We start from the raw sequence: 18,326 nt of genomic DNA, 5'->3' as shown, positions 1-18,326 counted from the left end.
TTACCTCTAAAATTTAAACACTATGCCCAGCATTTTTACAAAGATCGTCAACGGAGAAATACCGGCTTACAAAGTTGCAGAAACCGATAAATTCCTGGCCTTTCTCGATGTGCGGCCCAATGTAAAGGGACACACTTTGTGTATTCCAAAAGAAGAGGTCAATAAACTTTTTGACCTTGATGAAGAAACTTACATGCAGCTTATGGCCTTTTCGCGCAAGGTCGCAAAGGGCGTTGAGAAAGCCATACCGTGTAAAAGGGTAGGAGTGGCAGTGGTAGGCCTTGAAGTGCCCCACGTGCATGTGCACCTTATTCCCTTAAACAACATGAGCGATATGAATTTTGCCCAGAGCGTTTCCCTGAGCGAAGAAGAATTTCAGCAAATCGCCGATGATATCAAAGCCAGTATTTAGTGGAGTTTTCGGAATATAAACTATCGCTGGACCTTCGGATTGATTTTAGTGATCTCGATATGTACCGTCACGTGAATAATCTCACGTTTATCAGGTTCCTTCAGTCGGGTAGGGTGAATTTTTGGGAGGCTGCCGGCCTGTCGAAACTCTTTTCAGAATCCAATAAAGGAGCCATCCTGGTTTCTACGCATTGCGATTTTAAAAAATCGCTGTTTTACCCGGGAACGGCTACGGTAAAGACGAAACTGGCCTACATCAGGAACAGCAGTTTTGCGCTCGATCAATTGATCCTGAATGACAAAGGTGAAGTTTGTGCCGAAGGTAGGGACATCGCCGTTTTCTTCGACTTTTCTGAAGATAAATCCCTGCCCATTCCTCCCGATCTCAGACAGGTGATGCAGCAGTTTTAGCCCTGTGAAGCTGGATCTCGATGGTTGTTCCTTTGTTGATCTCGCTTCGCAGCACTTTTATCCTGCCGCCGTGATATTTTTCTATGATCCTTTTGGAGAGTGACAAACCAAGGCCCCAGCCCCTTTTTTTGGTGGTGAATCCGGGTTCAAAGATACGTTTGAACTTGCTTTTTGGTATTCCTTTTCCGGTATCGGTAACCAGGATATATACCTTTTTTGAATCCTGCTTCAGCTTTATTTCCAGGTCCCCTTTTCCCTTCATGGCATCTATGGCGTTTCTCACCAGGTTTTCAATAGTCCAGCTGTAGAGCTGGGCATTCAGGTTGACCAAAATCTTTTCCGAAGGAAGCTGAAGTTGAAACTTGATGAGTTTTGAACTCCGCGCTTCAAGGTAATCAAAAGAATCCCGGGTTTTTTCAACAATGTTTGCCGGTTCCAGAGTGGGTGCCGATCCAATTTTGGAAAAACGTTCGGTGATGGTTTTGAGGCGGTCTACATCTTTTTCAATTTCAGTAATAAAATCGGGGTTCACCTTTTCTTCTTTAAGGATCTCTGTCCAGCCTATGAGCGAAGAAAGCGGGGTGCCAATCTGGTGCGCCGTCTCTTTGGCCATACCGGCCCATAACTTGTTTTGTTCGCTGCTTTTTGTAGTTCTGTAGAAAAAATAGATCACCGCAATAAACAGGATGATGATAAGAATAAGGGCGAGTGGGTAGTATTTCAGCTTGTTGAGCATTGGGGAATTTCCGTAGTAAACCCTGTTCACCCTGCCTTCGCCAAGATCCATTTCTATAGGTTCATTGGTGCTTTTAAGCGATGCGAGGAATTGCTGAAGTTCTTCTTCACTGGCCATGATCTCGCCAGGTATGTTCATGGCGTCTACTATCTGGCCATTGTCATCTAACAGTATTGTGGGAATGCTCGAGTTGCTGTTGATGATCTCCAGGTAAAGATCAAGGCCGGTATCTGTATCTACCTGGTCAAGATAAACCTGTGCCGAAGCCCAGATGTTCATTTTTACCCGTTCTTCTTCCTTGATGCGCTGAAAAAAGGCAACTGCATTCCATACAATAAGGCTAACAATGATGAGCGAAGTAACGATAATGAACCAGCGGCGAAAGTTTCGTTTGTCTGAAAACCTCATGAAGGCAGGGCTTAAATTGCGTTTAAATATAATCGTTTTAGGTAACTTATTATTGTGTAGCCGATTTTTCATCTCTTCTGGGTTTCGTTACCTTTGCCAAAATCACGAGCATGCTTAGCATAGATCCTAAAGAAGTTACCGTACCTCAATTGCACCAGTACCTGCTGGGAGCAGTAGGGCCAAGGCCCATAGCTTTTGCCAGCACCCTCGATAAAGAAGGGAGGCCAAATTTATCGCCCTTCAGTTTCTTTAATGTATTTGGGTCAAATCCTCCTATACTTATTTTTTCTCCGGCACGCCGCGGAAGAGATAATACTGTAAAGCACACTTATAATAATTCTAAAGCCACGGGAGAAGTAGTGATCAATGTGGTGAATTACGATTTGGTACAGCAGGTTTCGCTGTCGAGTACCGAATATGCTGAAGGTGTCAACGAATTTGAAAAGGCAGGGCTTACTATGCTGAAATCGGACATTGTAAAGCCTTTCAGGGTGAAGGAATCACCGGTACAATTTGAATGCAGGATCAATGAGATCGTAGAGACCGGAAGTGAAGGAGGAGCCGGGAATCTTGTGATTTGTGAAGTGCTAAAAATGCATATTCGGGAAGATATTTTAGATGAAAAAGGCTATATTGACCAGCACAAAATTGACCTGGTAGCCCGCATGGGAGGTAACTGGTACACCCGCGCCGCGCCCGGAATGTTTGAAGTTCCAAAGCCTTTGCAGACTTTAGGAATAGGGATTGATGCCATTGCCGAAGAGGTTCGAAACAGCAAATATCTCTCGGGTAATGATCTTGGGAAATTGGGCAATGTAGAGCGGCTTCCCACCGCTGAAGAAGTCAGGGAGTTTTTGAGAGGGAATTCTCAACTTTCAGAATTGGTGAAAAGCGCCGGTGAAGAAAAGCTGCATTTAACAGCAAAAGAATATTTAGAAAAAGACGATACGGCAACAGCCTGGAAAATATTATTAGCAAAAAACGTTTGATATGGAAGTACAAGGAAAAATTAAGATGATTGGACAAACCCAAACCTTCGGGAGCAACGGGTTTAGAAAGAGAGAAGTGGTAGTTACAACAGAAGAGCAGTACCCACAACATATTCTTGTAGAATTTGTGCAGGATAAATGTGATCTTCTAAATAATTATGGTGTTGGGCAGCCTGTAAAAATTGGGGTGAATTTGCGCGGGCGCGAATGGGTGAACCCGCAGGGAGAGACCAAATACTTCAACTCTATACAGGGATGGAGAATTGAAAACCTCGCAGCTCAGAGTCAGCAGGGTGGCGCTCCTGTACCACCGGCCGATCAATTTGAACCGGCCAATAATTTAAATGACGAAGATTATGACGATTTGCCATTCTAGGTGAATCTTAAATTAAATAGTGAAAACCCCTTTTCTGAAGAATTGGGGTTTTTTCTTTTCTGAAGAGACCGGAAAAAAAGAGTTGTCAATTTGTTTTATTTTTACTTCTGAAAAAAGACCCCTTGTTTTTGACATTTTTGAGACCACAAGACGATTTTCCTTCAGTTGAGAAGGCTACAGCAGAAGGCTTGCTGGCTTATGGCGGTGACTTATCACCACAAAGGCTTCTGGCAGCTTATTCCCGCGGAATCTTTCCGTGGTTTGATGAAGATCAGCCTATCTTGTGGTGGAGTCCCGATCCCCGAATGGTGCTGTTTCCCGAGAACCTGAAGGTCTCCAAAAGCATGAAGCAACTGCTTAAAAAGAATGCTTTCAAAGTGAGCTTTAATACGGCTTTTTCAGAAGTTATTGAGCAATGTGCAAAAATAAACAGGCCGGGACAGCCCGGCACCTGGATAACGCCCGAAATGCAGCAGGCTTACCTTTCCCTGCATCAGGAAGGTATTGCAGTTTCAGTTGAAGTTTGGCAGGAAACGGAACTCGTGGGTGGCCTGTACGGAGTCTACTTAAGGGAAAAAAAGATCTTTTGCGGGGAAAGCATGTTTTCAAAAGTCAGTAACGCCTCAAAATACGGATTTATTCACCTGGTGCAGCAACTTGAAAAGGAAGGCGTAAGATTAATTGACTGCCAGATGTACACGGACCATCTCGCAAGTTTGGGTGCCGCCGAAATTCCCCGCAGCGTATTTCTTGAATACCTAAGCTGAAACCAGAAAGAGGTTCCAAAAATGGCATTTTGGGAACCTCTTTTTCCTGTGCTTTATTGAGGTGCTTTCACTTCGCTGTGCCTAAAGCATTGCGTTATGTGATCATTCACCATACCTGTGGCCTGCATGTGAGCATAGACCACCGTGGGCCCTACAAATTTAAAGCCCCGCTTCTTGAGATCCTTACTTAGAGCTTCACTAAGAGGCGTGGTGGCAGGAACCGCGGTTAAAGTTTGCCGGTCGGGTTGTAAAGGGATGTCATCAACAAAGCCCCAAATATATTTTGAAAAACTTCCAAATTCCTCCTGCACCTTCATAAAAACCTGTGCGTTGGTAATTGCGGCACGAATTTTTGCGCCATGCCGGATTATGCCGCTGTTCTCCAGTAACTCGGCTTGTTTAGCTTCAGAATAAGTGGCTATTTTTTTATAATCGAAATTGTCAAAAGCCTTTCTGAAATTTTCCCTTTTCCGAAGAATAGTGATCCAGCTTAAGCCCGCCTGGAAGGTTTCCAACATGAGGAATTCAAAAATGCCGGCATCATCTTTTAAGGGAACGCCCCATTCGCGGTCGTGGTATGCTTCATAGAGTGGATCGCCCACGCACCAGCCGCAACGTATCTTTTCTTCCATTAATTCTGAAAATTATAGGTTATAGTGCCGGGTTGTGCATTTCTCCCGGCAAGTTGGGTAAATTTTGCATCTGCCGCATATCTCATAGCCATATTGGTAAGGCATTCGTTACTTGTGGAAGAAGCATTCTTGTTTATTGAGGTCTTTACCACGTCTCCCGCAGCATTTACGGTGATGTTCACCACAATTCTGCCGGGAGTATCGCAGGTGTAAATTGGATTGGGAATATCTATAGCTGTTCGACCTACCAGGGAAAAAGAAATAGAGCTATTTCTCATGCTACCGGGCTTTACCGATGTTTCTTTACTGCTGTTATCTCCTTCTGAAGCCTTCTTTTTCTTCTCTTTTTTATTGTTGTTCAGCCCAAATTCTCCTTGTGCCGACTTGGCAGACTCTGCTTCCGAAGTTTCCTGTTGTGCGGCATTCTTCTGAAATATTTCATCCAATCTCGACTCCAGGTTATTCTGACTTTCCTCCTGATCCTGGTTGAATGCCTGGTGTGTTTGTACGGTAGGGCTCGGGCGTTGAGGTTCTTCAGGTTTGGGCGCTTCGGGCTCGGGTTGTTTTTCTTCGGGAGGTGGGATGGGCCTTAATTCATTTAGCTCAATAAGCGTCTCCCGAATCTTTTTAGATTCGTTGGAGATATTGATGTTGTACATAGACAAGATCAAAATCGAAAAGATAAGGCTGGTAATGATCAGCGCCTTATGTCTATCGAAAAAATCCATTTTTTAAGTTTCTTCCTCCATCGAAAGATACTCATTTACAAAAGAATCTACTGTTAAGGCATTTTCAACTTTATAGTCTCCAATACGGGTGCGACGCAGGGCAGAGAGGTATGCCCCGGTGTTTAATTGGGATCCAAAATCAAAGGCAAGGCTGCGAATGTAAGTACCTTTACTGCACACCACTCTAAAATGTACTTTTGGAAGCTCAATTTTAGTGATCTCAAATTCTGAAATATTTACCGTACGGGTAGGTATCTCCACTTCTTCCCCGCTTCGGGCGTATTCGTAAAGCCTTTTTCCATCTTTCTTTAAAGCTGAAAATACCGGTGGCCTTTGCTGAATATCTCCCAAAAATGCTTTTGTTGCTTCATGAATTCCTTCCGAAGTGAGATGGTCTATGGGGAAGGTTTCATCAACTTCAGTCTCCATATCAAAGGAAGGCGTAGTGGCGCCCAGGGTGAAGGTGCCGGTGTATTCTTTTTCCTGTCCCTGAAGATTTTCAATAAGTTTGGTAGATTTCCCGGTGCAAAGGATGAGCAAGCCCGTAGCTAATGGATCTAGAGTACCTGCGTGGCCTACCTTAATTTTTTTGATCCTGAAGTTCTTCCGGATGAGCCATCTCACTTTGTTTACCAACTGGAAAGATGTCCATTCCAGGGGTTTATCAAATAAGAGGATTTGTCCGGTTTTGAATTCTTCTTCAGTCATTATTTATCAGGCATAGAAATATTGGTAACCAATTGCTATTGTGCCCACTATAAAACAGTAGATGGCAAAATAGGTGAGTTTGCTTTTACGCACCAGGGCAATCATCCAGGTACAGGCGGCAAAACCGGCAATGAAAGCAGCGATGAATCCGGCCAGTAGTGGTACAGGTTCGATGGAGGTGTTGGTTAGGTCCCCACTCAAAAGATCCTTTGCAATTTTTCCTAGAATTAAGGGAACTACCATGAGGAACGAAAAGCGCGCAGCTCGGGTTTTGTCATTTCCGAGGAGCACAGAAGTAGAAATGGTGGCCCCACTTCTTGAAATTCCCGGTAAAATTGCGATAGCCTGTGCTACTCCTATAATGATACTGTCTTTATAGGTTACAGGCTTTCCGGTATTTTTAGCCCGGTCGGCCAGCCACAACAACACCGAAGTTATTAAGAGCATGAACCCTACAAAAGTGAGATTGCCGCCAAATAGAGATTCCAGTTCCTCCTCAAACATTAACCCGACAAAAACTGCGGGGATCATAGAGAGGACGATCTTTAAAGAAAATTTAGTTTCGTCATTCCAGCGGAAGGAGAACAGGCCGCGGAAAATTTCGGCTACGTCTTTCCTGAAAACTACAATGGTACTTAGAGCGGTTGCAAAGTGGAGTACCACGGTGATCATTAAAGATTCTTCGGGAATGCTTTGGCTTCCAAGAAGGGCTTTTCCTATTTCGAGGTGCCCGCTTGAAGAAACAGGCAAAAATTCGGTAAGTCCCTGGATAATTCCAAGGAACACAGCATCAATAATTTCCATTATTATTTTCGGGGGTTGAGAAGGATCGCGTAGACTTCAATGGCGAAACCAAGAAGTACCAGGGCTGGGGCCAGCCTTATTCTTCTAAAACTATAGATTTCCGGATTAAAAATATTGGGGTCGTCACTACCGCCGCCGGCCATAAGAATGAATCCAAGGGCGATTACTGCCAGGCCTATTCCCATCACAATGTAGTTCTTCTTTTCGAATACAAAATTAAGATCCTGCCTGTGTAAAGGCTTTTTGTTCTTGTTCATTGGTTCTTTGTTTTTTGGCTGCAACCCCTTAAAATGTAAGGTGTCAAAAATAGCAATTTTTGAGGCTAACTAATAATATAACTTTCCTCTTAAAACGATTATTATAGATGCACGTGATCTTCTATAAATCATCTAGAACTCACTAATAATACAATTCATCAGTTTTTAAATTCAGGAAGCGCTGGGTGGCAAAAAAGGTACTAAGCCAGGTTATTACTGCTCCCATTAGAAAGATTCCGAAGAAAAGAGCAGCCAGAATGCTTGTATCGCTTAGCAGTTCAAGTTCTGGAAAGCTCTTGTTCATATAGTAAAGTACTATGGCCATACCTATTAGTGCAATAAGCGCGCCTATCATGCCCAGTTTTACGCTCTTCAGAATAAATGGTTTTCTAATAAACCTTTTTGTAGCACCTACCATTTGCATGGTCTTGATAATAAACCTTTTTGAATAGACCGAAAGCCTTATGGAGCTGTTGATTAAAAGCACGGCGATAAAGGTGAAAATCGCGCTAATGGCAAGTACCCAAAAACTGATTTTTGTAACATTCTCGTTGAGGAGGGAGATAAGAGGTTTATCATAAACCACTTCATCTACAAAGTTCTTTGCAGTTAATTCTTCGGCAATCTGGTCTATTTCGCCCGAGGTAATATAATCGGCTTTGAAGTATACGTCAATAGAATTTTGTAGTGGGTTATAACCCAAAAACTCCATAAAATCTTCTCCTATTTCTTTGCTGTGAGCTTCGGCTGCTTCCTCTTTGGTCACATAAGTGGTAGACTTTGTGTATTCGGCCAGGGCAATGGTCTTGTTAAGCTGGGTGATCTCCACTTCCTTCGCGGTGTCTTTAAGGTAAATGGTCAAAGCGATCTGCTCCTTGAAATGATCGGCTATTTTTTTGGTGTTGAGTACTAAAAGCCCCAGTAACCCAAGTAAAAACAGGACCAGCGCGATACTGATCACGACCGAAAAATAAGAGGAAATAAGACGTCTTTTTTGATATTTTTCAAAAGATGAACTCATAGGGCGGCTGCGTAAATTTGTGTAAAAATAAGAAAGTAAATCAATCCCTTTCTTTAAAACGCCCAAACTTTTCACTTTCGTACATTAACCGTATTTTTGCCCTTCCCTGAAGGTTTCCGGGAATGTAATAACGTGACGCTGAATCTGTAAAATGAGGTACAACTTCAACCAAATTGAAAAAAAATGGCAGGAGTACTGGGCAAAGAACCAGACTTTCAAGGCTGAGAATAATTCTGAAAAACCTAAATATTACGTGCTCGATATGTTTCCGTATCCTTCGGGAGCAGGGCTGCACGTTGGGCACCCGCTGGGTTATATTGCCAGTGATATCTATGCCCGCTATAAGAGGCATAAGGGGTTTAATGTGCTGCACCCACAGGGATACGACAGTTTTGGTTTGCCTGCAGAGCAGTATGCCATACAAACAGGACAACACCCTGCCCTTACTACAGAGGCTAATATAAATCGCTATCGCGAACAGCTTGACCAGATAGGTTTCTCCTTTGACTGGATCCGGGAGGTACGCACCAGCGAGCCAGATTATTACAAATGGACACAGTGGATCTTTATCCAGTTATTTGATTCCTGGTATGATTTTGAATCTGAAAAAGCCCGCCCTATAAGTGAACTGGAAGAGATCTTTGCTGCGGAAGGGAATAGCGGAGTGAATGCGGCTTGTGATGATGATGTAGAGCAGTTTACTGTAACACAATGGAATAATTTCTCTTCGGAAGAAAAACAAAAGCAATTGCTGAAGTACAGGCTGACGTATCTTGCTGAAACCGAAGTGAACTGGTGCCCGCAATTGGGAACTGTGCTCGCAAATGACGAGATCGTGAATGGTGTTTCCGAAAGGGGAGGCTACCCGGTAATCAGGAAAAAAATGACCCAGTGGAGCATGCGTATTTCAGCTTTTGCCGAGCGACTGCTGCAGGGGCTAAACGAGCTAGACTGGACAGAAAGTTTAAAGGAGAGTCAGCGGAATTGGATTGGGAAGTCGGTAGGGGCTCTTGTGGAATTCAAAGTTCAAGGTTCAGAGTTCAAGGTTCCGGTATTTACCACAAGACCCGATACAATATTTGGAGTCACATTCATGACCCTTGCTCCCGAGCACGAACTGGTGGAGAAGATCACTACTCCCGAGCATAAATCCGAAGTTGAAGCTTATGTACAGGCAACGGCTAAGCGCAGTGAGCGGGAAAGAATGGCCGATGTAAAGACCATTAGCGGTGTTTTTACAGGGGCCTATGCCGAGCATCCTTTTACAAAGGAGCCGGTGCCAATCTGGATTGGAGATTATGTGTTGGCCGGTTATGGAACAGGAGCCGTTATGGCGGTGCCATGTGGCGATCAACGAGATTACGAGTTTGCCAAACATTTTGATCTGCCAATCAGGAATATTTTTGAGAATGTGGATATTTCTGAAGAAGCTTATTCCGGGAAGGAAGGCACTGTGATCGCAAATTCAGATTTCCTTGACGGGCTCGAATACAAAGCAGCCCTTCAAAAAGCCATTTTAGAGCTGGAAAAGATTGGGCAGGGAAAAGGAAAAACTAATTACCGACTCAGAGATGCGGTGTTTAGCCGACAAAGATACTGGGGTGAGCCATTTCCGGTTTATTATGTGGAAGGGCTTCCGCAAATGATCGAAAAAGAGCATTTGCCGCTGCGTCTTCCCGAAGTAGAGAAATATCTACCGACGGAAACCGGGGAGCCGCCTTTAGGAAACGCTACAGACTGGGCGTGGGACACAGAAAAGAATGAAGTGGTAGAGAATTCAAAGATCGATCACAAAACTGTTTTTCCTCTTGAATTGAACACCATGCCCGGCTGGGCAGGTAGTTCCTGGTATTTATTCAGGTATATGGATCCTCAAAATGAAGAGCGCTTTGCTTCAGAAGAAGCTCTAGAATACTGGGAAAATGTCGACCTGTACATTGGAGGAAGTGAACACGCCACAGGGCACTTGTTATACTCGAGGTTCTGGACAAAATTTTTGAAAGACAGAGGCTTTTTGCCGGTAGAAGAACCTTTTAAGAAATTGATCAACCAGGGGATGATCCTTGGAACCAGTGCTTTTGTTTACAGGTTGGAAGGAGAGAATAAGTTTGTCTCTAAAAAGCTTTCTGAAGCACATAATGTACAGCCAATTCATGCCGATGTTTCGCTGGTCAATGCTTCAGATGAACTCGATATTGAAGGTTTTAAAAAGTGGCGACCGGAATTCGCAGATGCCGAATTCGTCACTGAAGACGGGAAATATATTGTAGGCCGCGAAGTCGAAAAAATGTCGAAATCCAAGTACAATGTGGTCAATCCAGATGATATTTGTGAGAATTACGGCGCCGATACTTTGAGGATGTACGAGATGTTCCTTGGTCCGTTGGAACAGGCAAAACCGTGGAATACCGCGGGCATTACAGGGGTGCACAACTTTTTGAAGAAGCTTTGGAAGCTTTATCACGATGAAGACAATAAGATTATTGTAAGTGACGGGAAAGCTTCAGCCGATTCTCTAAAGACGCTTCATAAGACGATCAAAAAGGTGACAGAAGATATTGAGAGCTTCAGCTTTAATACTTCGGTGAGTACATTTATGATATGCGTCAATGAACTGTCGGCTCAAAAATGCCATTTTAGAGAGGTATTGGAGCCGCTGGCTATTCTTATTGCGCCTTATGCGCCGCATATTTCCGAAGAACTATGGGAAAAACTGGGGCATGACACATCGGTCACTACGGCAGCTTATCCTGTTTACGAAGAGAAATTCCTGGTAGAAAGCACAAAAGAATATCCAATTTCTTTCAACGGGAAGATGCGCTTCACCCTTGAACTGCCCCTCGATATGAGTAAAGACGAAATTGAGAAGACCGTGCTGGCTCACGAAAAAACACAACAACAGCTGGATGGCAGGGTGCCAAAAAAGGTAATTGTAGTGCCCGGTAAAATTGTGAATATAGTAGGTTAGATTCTTTTTTAAGCCGCAGCAGCAGCGGGATGCGACAAAAGTTCACATTTTGCTTCCAAAAATAAATTGGCCGGCTTTTTGTTATAAAGCTTCAACAAAATAACCTTTAAAACTATGATGGGATATTATATCATCGCCGGACTCATCTTTGTAGTGAGTCTTTATGTGAGTAACAAGTTAAAAAGCAAATTTAAGCATTACTCCAAGGTACATCTTCAAAACGGCATGAGTGGCCGGGAGATTGCCGAAAAAATGCTTCGCGATAATGGAATAACCGATGTAAGAGTAATTTCTACACCGGGACAATTGACAGATCATTACAATCCGTCAAAAAAGACAGTTAACCTTAGTGAAGCGGTTTATACGCAGCGTAACGCAGCGGCGGCTGCAGTAGCGGCACATGAGTGCGGCCATGCAATACAGCACGCAAAATCTTATAGCTGGCTGCAAATGAGAAGTAAACTTGTACCTGTGGTACAGGTTGCCTCACAGTTCTCGCAGTGGGCCATCTTTGGTGGATTGATCTTAATGACCATGGTATCTGTCGGGATAGGCCAAACGGTGCTATTGGTGGGGATTATTCTCTATGCAATGGGAACGCTGTTCAGTTTTATCACGCTGCCGGTAGAATATGATGCAAGTAAGAGAGCGTTAGTGTGGCTGGAAACAGGAAACATGCTGAATTCACAGGAGCACAAAGCTGCTGAAGATTCTCTTAAATGGGCCGCACGTACTTATGTAGTAGCAGCAATTGGTTCTTTGGCAACCTTGCTGTACTTTGTGAGCATTTATTTGGGAAGAGATTAATCAGGAGAAATAATAAAACAAAAAAGAGGTCGTCTAAAAAGTAATTTTTAGGTGGCCTTTTTTCATGATAAGATTTTCAAGGAGGGTTTTTCCTTTTTCACGTTGTAGTGAGCATTGAAAAAGTTGGTTATATAGCCCCCTCTAGACTATATTGAACTTCTTTAAATTGTGTGCCATCGCTATTAACCCTATTTCGGTGGTTACTTTCTCCATACCCCGGAGCATAAACCGTTTGAAGCCCATATTTTGTTTAATATTTCCGAAGACGGCCTCTACATCCCAACACCTGCGCTTACGATGAGCTATTCCTTCGTCGCTAAGCAGTAGTTTTTTTGCTTTCTCTTTCAGGCGGATCAGGTTGTGGTTGCGTTCAATGATCCTGTTTCCCTTGGCTTTATAACAGCTACCCCGCAAAGGACATCCCTGACAGTTCTGGGCCTGGTAGCGGGGGATTTGCTGAATAAAACCATTTTTGGTTTTCCCTTCGTAGGTATGAGTTTTTCTCATCGCCTGCCCCATGGGACAGTAATAAGTATCTGTTTCTGGATTGTAAAAGAAGTTGTCGGGATGAAACGGGTTTTCCCTGTACTTTTTATCCCGCTGCTCTTTATGGAAGTAATTGTATTTTACAAAAGCAGTAATGTTCTTGTCTTCTAAGTCTGTATAGTTTTCTTCGCTACCATAGCCCGCATCAGCGGTAAGTGTTTCAGGAGTTTGACCGTAGGATTCGATATGATCTTTAAGGTGCTCTTTTAAAGTAGTAGTATCAGCAGTAGTTTGAGCAAGGGTGTAGTTGGTGATAAACTGGTTGTTGGTAGAGGCTTGTAAATTATATCCCGGCTTTAACTGTCCGTTTTGCATATAATCATCCTTCATGCGCATAAAGGTGGCATCGGGATCTGTTTTACTGTAGCTGTTTCTCTTCCCCAGGATAGCTTCCTGTTCAGTGTACTTCTCCAGGTTTTTCGGCCAGTTTTTTTTGGCATAGTTTAGCTTTTGTCTGACCTTTTTATCTACCTCTTTATCCTGCAAAGCCTGATTGATAGTATCAATGGTCTGTGCTACTTTTTCAGGATCGATCTCTTCAAAGTCGGGCTGGTTAGGAAGCATCTGTTCTTCCGCATAAACCTTCTCAACATAGGCCCAGAGTTCCTTGAGCTGTTTCTTAATTCGCTCTTTACTGGTCTTGATGGATTTGCCCCATACAAAGGTATGGCGATTGGCATTGGCCTCTATTTTGGTGCCATCTACGTAGAGTTCTTTGAGAGATAGCACTCCCTGTTCAGCCAGTAATACAACTACCTGATTGAAGATGTTTTTAAACTTACCCTTTAATCTTTTGCCTCTGAAATCATTGATGGTGTTATGATCTGGCTTGCTTTGTCCGCTAAGCCACATAAAATGAACATTCTCCTGTAGTGCCTGTTCAATTTTTCTTGAGGAATAAATGTTTCTCAGGTAAGAATAGATCACCACCTTTAGAAGCATCCGTGGATGATAGCTGGAGGTGCCTCCTCCTTTATAGCTCTTCGCAAGAGCGCTAATATCTAAATGATCTACAATGGTATTGACAATCCGGACAGGGTGATTTTTCGGAACCAGATCATCATAGCTTGGGGGAATAAGACTTAGTTGGTTCTGATGATAAGTCTTAAAAACTACTTTTCTGCTCATACTTTAAAAATAAGCAGCTCCACCTTTTTATACAAAAAAAGACTGCCTTTTCAGACAGCCTCTTTTTTTGTTTTGAGAAATGCTGGTATTACTTAATCGTGCTTAATTCGTTCATCGATAAACTTAAGTGCAATACCATCTGTGCCCATAAGATCGAACATTTCTAAAATTCTGCGGAACTGGTTTTCTTCTTCCATTTGTTCCTGAACAAACCATTGCAGGAAGTTCTCTGATCCATAATCCTGCACCTTGCGGCATTTGCTGACTATGTTGTGTATAGATTTTGAAATTTCGATTTCCTGATCCAGTGCGGTTTCAAAAATCTCCTGGAGGGAGCTATATTCGTGATTGATGTTGCTTACTTCGGGAGAATAAGCCGTCCCACCGTTATCATTGATGAATTTGAAGATTTTGAGCATGTGCTCCCGTTCTTCGGCCGATTGTTTGTAAAAGAATTCGGCACTATTCGTTAGTCCGTTGTGATCACACCAGGAGGCCATGGCAAGATAAATTGCCGCTGAATGTGCCTCTTTGGAGATCTGCTCATTCAGCAGGTCCATCACATCTACATTAATTCCTATTTTTTGCCTTACTATATCTTTCATATCTATTCTTTTTTTTAAAAATACGAAAAGAAAAGGGCTTTTTGAGACAGAAGCCAAATTTATACTTGATCTAAATTCAAAGACAGCCTAGTGGCTCACCAGGGAATTTAATTCCAAAATGCCAAAAGTAGATCTTAGAAGCTCTTTTAGATCAATGACCTGTAAGGTGTCAAACACAAACAAATGTTCGCGGTTACACAGGGTAATAACTTCAATCCCATTGTAATTTAGATCCTTATCGAAGTGAGAAGAAATATCGATGCGCTGTACCTTTTGCCTCATCGCCAGGAGTTGGCAAAAACTAAACTTTACCTGTTTGTGGCCGAAGTCGATGTAAAAGCAACGACTGCGATCGCATTGGTAAGAGGTAAAGTAATATGATTTGTACAGCAGGTTCATTCGGTAGCAAATGTATATCTTATTCAGAATTGTTCCAAATAAACATAGCTAAAACTCCAGAAACCTGATAAAGATCAATTACAAAGCATTTATCTTCAATTTCCTACCTCGCCAAAAGGATTATATCCCAGGTATGAATGTTCTTCTTCCCTAAAGGTAATTCCGTTTTCGGCCAGTTCTTTTAAAATAGGGTCATATACTTCTTTGGTGATAGGTAGTTGCACGCCTGGAGTTGATATTGTTCCGTTGAGGATTTTTAAAGCGGCAATGGCTACAGGTAAACCAACGGTTCGTGCCATGGCAGTTCGGGTTTGATCTTGCCCAATATTTACCATGGTGGCATCAATTTGCCTTTGTTCACCATTTATCTCGTACCCAAATTTGTGGTACATAACGATCATGTCCTTATCCTCTGGTGAAAGAGACCATTTTTCGGTTAATATCTTCTGAAGGATCTCTGCCGGGGTAGCATTTTTTAGACCAACTTTTTTGTCAGGGTTGAAGATATCTAGTTCCAGAAGCTTGTCCCACATAATATCGTCCTGATCAATCTTCAGGTTATGCCTGAATTTTAATTCGACAGAATCTGTTGGTGAGTAGGGGAGAAAAGAATTTACAAAATCGCGGTAGCTCATTTCTTCGGAATTCTCCATAGTGTAACTGTCGTCTGTCATGCCCAGTTGTACAAACATATTCCAGGCCCGGCTGAAACCAACGCGGCGAATGGTTCCGCGGTAAAGCGTAAGGATATCATCCAGTCCATAGATGCTTTTGTATTTTAAGGAATTGCGGTTGGCATAGACTTCAAATTTTCCGTAGTCTTTTACCTCGAGAAATTCGGTTCTTCTAAAAAGGCGGTTATAAGGGATGTACTTGAACTTTCCCTCCTGCAGGAACTTTGCCACTCCGCCCTGTCCTGCCACTACAACATTGCGCGGGTTCCAGGTGAACTTGTAGTTCCAGAGGTTCGTATCACTTTCGGGCGCTACGAGTCCGCCGGTAAAAGATTCAAAGAGCAGCATTTTCCCTCCCTGTTCTCTTATGCGGTCTATAACCTGCATAGCACTCATATGGTCAATACCGGGGTCTACGCCAATTTCATTCATAAAGACGAGCCCCTTGTCTTTAACAGCATCATCCAGCTGCTGCATCTCTTCACTTATGTAAGAAGCAGTAACCATGTTCTTGCCATAAACAAGGCAGTCTTTAGCCACTTCAATATGAAAACGGGCCGGGAGCATGGAGATCACGATATCGGCATTTTGAACAGCTTTTTCTCTTTCTTCTCTCTTGAAAATGTCGAGTTGGGTGGCTTTTGCCCTGGGATGGTCTCCGGCTAACTTTTGAGCATTTTCAACTTCGAGGTCTCCTATGATAATCTGAAGATCTTCGGGTTCCGATTTTTTTAGTAAATATTCAATGAGGACAGAGGTAGATTTTCCTGCACCTATGATAAGAATCTTGCGCATAAGGCTAAACTTTGAGTATGTTTGTTAATTGTTTGGATAACGAATGTAATTAATTGAGAGCGTCTTTTAAAATTATACTATGAACAGGAGATTATTGATCACGGGAGCATTGTTTGGAGTTATAGCTATTATACTTGGGGCTTTTGCAGCTCATGGGTTAAAATCCCTTCTTTCTCTGGAGAGTATTCAGACCTTTGAAACCGGAGTTAAATATCAGATGTACAGCGCTTTATTTCTTCTTATCCTGGGAGGGTTACCAATAGCGCCAGAAAAAGTTAAAAGAATTTGCTTCTACTTAACACTTTTTGGGGTTTGCTTTTTTTCAGGTTCTATTTATCTTTTGGCTACTAACAGCCTCACTTCTTTTGATTTCAGGACTATTGCCCTCATAACTCCCATTGGTGGTTCTTTGATGATCATCGCATGGATGGTGTTGCTAATCAGCTTCTTTAAGTTAAAAAAGAAATAAAAGAATTTAGCCTCAGCTGATTCTTTACAAGTTTTTCTACTTTTGTTGACCTAAACAAACCACTCAACTAAACTTTTTATGTTGGCTAAAAAACGACTTACGAAAACGATTGCGCTAGAACAGTATGGTATTAATGATGTAGAAGTTCACTATCAACTTTCTCCAAAAGACCTACATGACATTACTATTGAAAAAGGTCAGGGAGTAGAAGCTTCGTCTGGAGCTTTGGCAGTAAACACTGGGGAATTTACAGGAAGATCGCCCAAAGACAGGTTTATTGTTGAAGATGACATTACCAAAGACAGGGTTTGGTGGGGAAATATAAATATTCCCTTTGATCCCGATAAATTTGATGCCCTTTACAATAAGGTAGCCGATTATCTTTCTGGAAAAGAAGTCTTTGTGAGAGACTCATACGCCTGTGCTGATGAAGATTACAGGCTGAATATTAGAGTAGTAAATGAATATCCGTGGTCAAACCTCTTTGCCTATAACATGTTCTTACGTCCTGAAGAAAGTGAACTGGATGATTTTAAGGAAGACTGGCTGGTATTAAATGCTCCCGGTTTTATGGCCGATCCTGAAGTGGATGGAACCCGGCAGCACAATTTTGCCATTTTAAACTTTACAAAAAAGATTGCACTCATTGGAGGAACAGGGTATACGGGTGAAATTAAAAAGGGGATTTTTTCGGCCCTCAATTTCATACTGCCAATTGATAAAAACACTTTACCCATGCACTGTTCTGCAAATGTGGGAGAAGAAGGAGATACGGCAATTTTCTTCGGCCTTTCGGGGACCGGGAAAACCACGCTTTCTGCCGATCCTGAAAGAAGGCTTATTGGAGATGACGAGCATGGTTGGACCAAAGAGAACCGGGTCTTTAATTTTGAAGGTGGCTGCTATGCAAAAGTCATCAATCTTACCGAAGAGAATGAACCGGACATATTCAGGGCTATTAAAAAAGGGGCAATTCTCGAAAATGTCATTTTGGATGAAAGTGGAGAGGTAGACTTTGAAAATACCGAAATTACCCAGAACACCAGGGTGAGTTACCCAATTGATCATATTGACAATATTCAGGAGCCTTCTATTGGTGAAAATCCAAAAAATATCTTCTTTCTCACAGCCGATGCTTTTGGGGTCTTGCCTCCAATAAGCAAGCTTACTCCGGGGCAGGCAGCCTATCACTTTATAAGCGGGTACACTGCAAAGGTAGCAGGTACCGAAGCAGGTGTAGATGAGCCTATTCCAAGCTTCTCTGCTTGTTTTGGCGCACCTTTTATGCCGTTACACCCCACGCGTTATGCTGAAATGCTGAGTGCAAAGATGAAAGAGAACAATACAAATGTGTGGCTGGTAAATACCGGTTGGACTGGCGGGCCTTACGGAGTAGGTTCAAGAATGAAGTTGCGCTATACCAGGGAAATGATCTCTTCGGCACTTGAAGGGAAGCTTGAGAACGTAGAATATATTGAGCATCCGGTTTTTGGTTTGCAGATGCCGGTGGAATGTGAGAACGTACCTTCTGAAGTACTCAATCCGCGAAATACCTGGAAAGATAAAGAAGCTTATGACCGAAAGGCCAATCAACTTGCCGAATCTTTTCAAAAGAATTTTGAAAAATTCCAGGCGCAGGCTAATGAAGAAATCCTTTCAGGTGCTCCTAAAGTATCATAAGAATTAC

General features: G+C 42.7%; 20 protein-coding genes. 9 read left to right on the top strand and 11 right to left on the bottom strand.

The features are described 5' to 3' along the window. Positions 1 to 22 precede the first annotated feature (22 nt). Both VS868_RS05520 and VS868_RS05515 read left to right on the top strand, forming a co-directional pair. Positions 23 to 412 carry an HIT family protein gene (locus tag VS868_RS05520; RefSeq protein ID WP_345599458.1) on the top strand — a complete coding sequence of 130 codons (390 nt, stop codon included), beginning with the start codon at positions 23 to 25 and terminating at the stop codon, positions 410 to 412. Then, entirely contained in the window at positions 412 to 822 is a 411-nt protein-coding gene (locus VS868_RS05515; RefSeq protein WP_266071138.1) for an acyl-CoA thioesterase, read from the top strand. Before VS868_RS05520 ends, VS868_RS05515 begins: the two co-directional genes overlap by 1 nt. Here the strand turns inward: VS868_RS05515 and VS868_RS05510 are convergent. After that, a complete protein-coding gene (locus VS868_RS05510; protein ID WP_345599456.1) occupies positions 797 to 1,966 on the bottom strand; it encodes a HAMP domain-containing sensor histidine kinase in 1,170 nt (389 codons plus the stop codon). The two genes, VS868_RS05515 and VS868_RS05510, sit on opposite strands and share 26 nt — an antisense overlap. A 110-nt stretch (positions 1,967 to 2,076) precedes the next feature. On the opposite strand from VS868_RS05510, the gene VS868_RS05505 reads away from it, so the two are divergent. The 3 genes from VS868_RS05505 (at position 2,077) to aat (ending at position 4,098) form a co-directional block, all read left to right on the top strand. Further along, positions 2,077 to 2,955: a flavin reductase family protein gene (locus VS868_RS05505; protein ID WP_345599455.1), complete on the top strand. Its 879-nt coding sequence runs from the start codon at positions 2,077 to 2,079 to the stop codon at positions 2,953 to 2,955. A 1-nt stretch (position 2,956) separates the two neighbouring features. After that, positions 2,957 to 3,331 (top strand): DUF3127 domain-containing protein, encoded by a 375-nt coding sequence (locus VS868_RS05500; RefSeq protein ID WP_266071135.1) that lies wholly within the window; start codon positions 2,957 to 2,959, stop codon positions 3,329 to 3,331. 128 nt (positions 3,332 to 3,459) lie between these two features. Beyond that, positions 3,460 to 4,098, top strand: coding sequence for a leucyl/phenylalanyl-tRNA--protein transferase (aat, locus tag VS868_RS05495; protein WP_266071134.1), 639 nt, complete (start codon positions 3,460 to 3,462; stop codon positions 4,096 to 4,098). Between the two features lie 53 nt (positions 4,099 to 4,151). Here the strand turns inward: aat and VS868_RS05490 are convergent, their stop codons facing one another. The 6 genes from VS868_RS05490 to VS868_RS05465 form a co-directional block, all read right to left on the bottom strand. Then, the gene (locus tag VS868_RS05490) at positions 4,152 to 4,730 is read right to left on the bottom strand and encodes a DNA-3-methyladenine glycosylase I (RefSeq protein WP_266071133.1); all 579 of its coding nucleotides are present in this window, start codon (positions 4,728 to 4,730) and stop codon (positions 4,152 to 4,154) included. After that, on the bottom strand, positions 4,730 to 5,458 hold the full coding sequence (locus VS868_RS05485) for a hypothetical protein (RefSeq protein ID WP_266071132.1): 729 nt from the start codon (positions 5,456 to 5,458) through the stop codon (positions 4,730 to 4,732). The genes VS868_RS05490 and VS868_RS05485 overlap by 1 nt, the downstream gene beginning before the upstream one ends. Before the next feature lie 3 nt (positions 5,459 to 5,461). Then, positions 5,462 to 6,166, bottom strand: a complete 705-nt coding sequence (gene truB / locus VS868_RS05480; RefSeq protein ID WP_266071131.1) for a tRNA pseudouridine(55) synthase TruB — start codon at positions 6,164 to 6,166, stop codon at positions 5,462 to 5,464. Positions 6,167 to 6,172: 6 nt separating this feature from the next. Continuing rightward, the gene (locus VS868_RS05475; protein ID WP_345599453.1) at positions 6,173 to 6,970 is read right to left on the bottom strand and encodes an undecaprenyl-diphosphate phosphatase; all 798 of its coding nucleotides are present in this window, start codon (positions 6,968 to 6,970) and stop codon (positions 6,173 to 6,175) included. A gap of 2 nt (positions 6,971 to 6,972) precedes the next feature. Continuing rightward, positions 6,973 to 7,227 carry a DUF3098 domain-containing protein gene (locus VS868_RS05470; protein WP_266071129.1) on the bottom strand — a complete coding sequence of 85 codons (255 nt, stop codon included), beginning with the start codon at positions 7,225 to 7,227 and terminating at the stop codon, positions 6,973 to 6,975. Positions 7,228 to 7,369: 142 nt separating this feature from the next. After that, entirely contained in the window at positions 7,370 to 8,248 is an 879-nt protein-coding gene (locus tag VS868_RS05465; RefSeq protein ID WP_345599451.1) for a permease-like cell division protein FtsX, read from the bottom strand. A gap of 151 nt (positions 8,249 to 8,399) precedes the next feature. Between VS868_RS05465 and leuS the strand changes: the two genes are divergently transcribed. Continuing rightward, the gene (gene leuS, locus VS868_RS05460; protein ID WP_345599450.1) at positions 8,400 to 11,216 is read left to right on the top strand and encodes a leucine--tRNA ligase; all 2,817 of its coding nucleotides are present in this window, start codon (positions 8,400 to 8,402) and stop codon (positions 11,214 to 11,216) included. 114 nt (positions 11,217 to 11,330) lie between these two features. Next, complete coding sequence (locus tag VS868_RS05455; RefSeq protein ID WP_266068330.1) at positions 11,331 to 12,023, top strand: zinc metallopeptidase; 693 nt, start codon at positions 11,331 to 11,333, stop codon at positions 12,021 to 12,023. 141 nt (positions 12,024 to 12,164) lie between these two features. Here the strand turns inward: VS868_RS05455 and VS868_RS05450 are convergent, their stop codons facing one another. The 4 genes from VS868_RS05450 to VS868_RS05435 all read right to left on the bottom strand — a co-directional run bounded on the left by VS868_RS05450 (position 12,165) and on the right by VS868_RS05435 (position 16,170). Continuing rightward, positions 12,165 to 13,697 carry an IS1182 family transposase gene (locus tag VS868_RS05450; RefSeq protein WP_345596777.1) on the bottom strand — a complete coding sequence of 511 codons (1,533 nt, stop codon included), beginning with the start codon at positions 13,695 to 13,697 and terminating at the stop codon, positions 12,165 to 12,167. A 92-nt stretch (positions 13,698 to 13,789) separates the two neighbouring features. Further along, positions 13,790 to 14,302 carry a ferritin gene (locus VS868_RS05445; protein WP_266068331.1) on the bottom strand — a complete coding sequence of 171 codons (513 nt, stop codon included), beginning with the start codon at positions 14,300 to 14,302 and terminating at the stop codon, positions 13,790 to 13,792. Positions 14,303 to 14,389: 87 nt separating this feature from the next. Then, positions 14,390 to 14,584 carry a hypothetical protein gene (locus VS868_RS05440; RefSeq protein WP_266068332.1) on the bottom strand — a complete coding sequence of 65 codons (195 nt, stop codon included), beginning with the start codon at positions 14,582 to 14,584 and terminating at the stop codon, positions 14,390 to 14,392. Between the two features lie 212 nt (positions 14,585 to 14,796). Further along, positions 14,797 to 16,170: a saccharopine dehydrogenase C-terminal domain-containing protein gene (locus tag VS868_RS05435; protein ID WP_345599449.1), complete on the bottom strand. Its 1,374-nt coding sequence runs from the start codon at positions 16,168 to 16,170 to the stop codon at positions 14,797 to 14,799. Between the two features lie 79 nt (positions 16,171 to 16,249). Between VS868_RS05435 and VS868_RS05430 the strand changes: the two genes are divergently transcribed. Continuing rightward, on the top strand, positions 16,250 to 16,639 hold the full coding sequence (locus tag VS868_RS05430) for a DUF423 domain-containing protein (protein ID WP_345599448.1): 390 nt from the start codon (positions 16,250 to 16,252) through the stop codon (positions 16,637 to 16,639). Positions 16,640 to 16,717: 78 nt separating this feature from the next. Further along, entirely contained in the window at positions 16,718 to 18,319 is a 1,602-nt protein-coding gene (gene pckA / locus VS868_RS05425) for a phosphoenolpyruvate carboxykinase (ATP) (RefSeq protein WP_345599446.1), read from the top strand. The last annotated feature ends 7 nt before the right edge of the window (positions 18,320 to 18,326 follow it).

Origin of the sequence: Salinimicrobium sp. 3283s, from assembly GCF_039602225.1 — a bacterium.
GTDB classification, from domain to species: domain Bacteria; phylum Bacteroidota; class Bacteroidia; order Flavobacteriales; family Flavobacteriaceae; genus Salinimicrobium; species Salinimicrobium profundisediminis.
This window is presented reverse-complemented; position numbering and strand designations above follow the sequence as displayed.

What these genes read in the sequence shown, in the direction of transcription:
- VS868_RS05520 (WP_345599458.1), top strand. Translation starts at nt 23, where the DNA reads ATGCCCAGCATTTTTACAAAGATCGTCAACGGAGAAATACCGGCTTAC.
- VS868_RS05510 (WP_345599456.1), bottom strand. Translation starts at nt 1,966, where the DNA reads ATGAGGTTTTCAGACAAACGAAACTTTCGCCGCTGGTTCATTATCGTT.
- VS868_RS05505 (WP_345599455.1), top strand. Translation starts at nt 2,077, where the DNA reads ATGCTTAGCATAGATCCTAAAGAAGTTACCGTACCTCAATTGCACCAG.
- VS868_RS05500 (WP_266071135.1), top strand. Translation starts at nt 2,957, where the DNA reads ATGGAAGTACAAGGAAAAATTAAGATGATTGGACAAACCCAAACCTTC.
- VS868_RS05490 (WP_266071133.1), bottom strand. Translation starts at nt 4,730, where the DNA reads ATGGAAGAAAAGATACGTTGCGGCTGGTGCGTGGGCGATCCACTCTAT.
- VS868_RS05485 (WP_266071132.1), bottom strand. Translation starts at nt 5,458, where the DNA reads ATGGATTTTTTCGATAGACATAAGGCGCTGATCATTACCAGCCTTATC.
- truB (WP_266071131.1), bottom strand. Translation starts at nt 6,166, where the DNA reads ATGACTGAAGAAGAATTCAAAACCGGACAAATCCTCTTATTTGATAAA.
- VS868_RS05475 (WP_345599453.1), bottom strand. Translation starts at nt 6,970, where the DNA reads ATGGAAATTATTGATGCTGTGTTCCTTGGAATTATCCAGGGACTTACC.
- VS868_RS05470 (WP_266071129.1), bottom strand. Translation starts at nt 7,227, where the DNA reads ATGAACAAGAACAAAAAGCCTTTACACAGGCAGGATCTTAATTTTGTA.
- VS868_RS05465 (WP_345599451.1), bottom strand. Translation starts at nt 8,248, where the DNA reads ATGAGTTCATCTTTTGAAAAATATCAAAAAAGACGTCTTATTTCCTCT.
- leuS (WP_345599450.1), top strand. Translation starts at nt 8,400, where the DNA reads ATGAGGTACAACTTCAACCAAATTGAAAAAAAATGGCAGGAGTACTGG.
- VS868_RS05455 (WP_266068330.1), top strand. Translation starts at nt 11,331, where the DNA reads ATGATGGGATATTATATCATCGCCGGACTCATCTTTGTAGTGAGTCTT.
- VS868_RS05450 (WP_345596777.1), bottom strand. Translation starts at nt 13,697, where the DNA reads ATGAGCAGAAAAGTAGTTTTTAAGACTTATCATCAGAACCAACTAAGT.
- VS868_RS05445 (WP_266068331.1), bottom strand. Translation starts at nt 14,302, where the DNA reads ATGAAAGATATAGTAAGGCAAAAAATAGGAATTAATGTAGATGTGATG.
- VS868_RS05440 (WP_266068332.1), bottom strand. Translation starts at nt 14,584, where the DNA reads ATGAGGCAAAAGGTACAGCGCATCGATATTTCTTCTCACTTCGATAAG.
- VS868_RS05435 (WP_345599449.1), bottom strand. Translation starts at nt 16,170, where the DNA reads ATGCGCAAGATTCTTATCATAGGTGCAGGAAAATCTACCTCTGTCCTC.
- VS868_RS05430 (WP_345599448.1), top strand. Translation starts at nt 16,250, where the DNA reads ATGAACAGGAGATTATTGATCACGGGAGCATTGTTTGGAGTTATAGCT.
- pckA (WP_345599446.1), top strand. Translation starts at nt 16,718, where the DNA reads ATGTTGGCTAAAAAACGACTTACGAAAACGATTGCGCTAGAACAGTAT.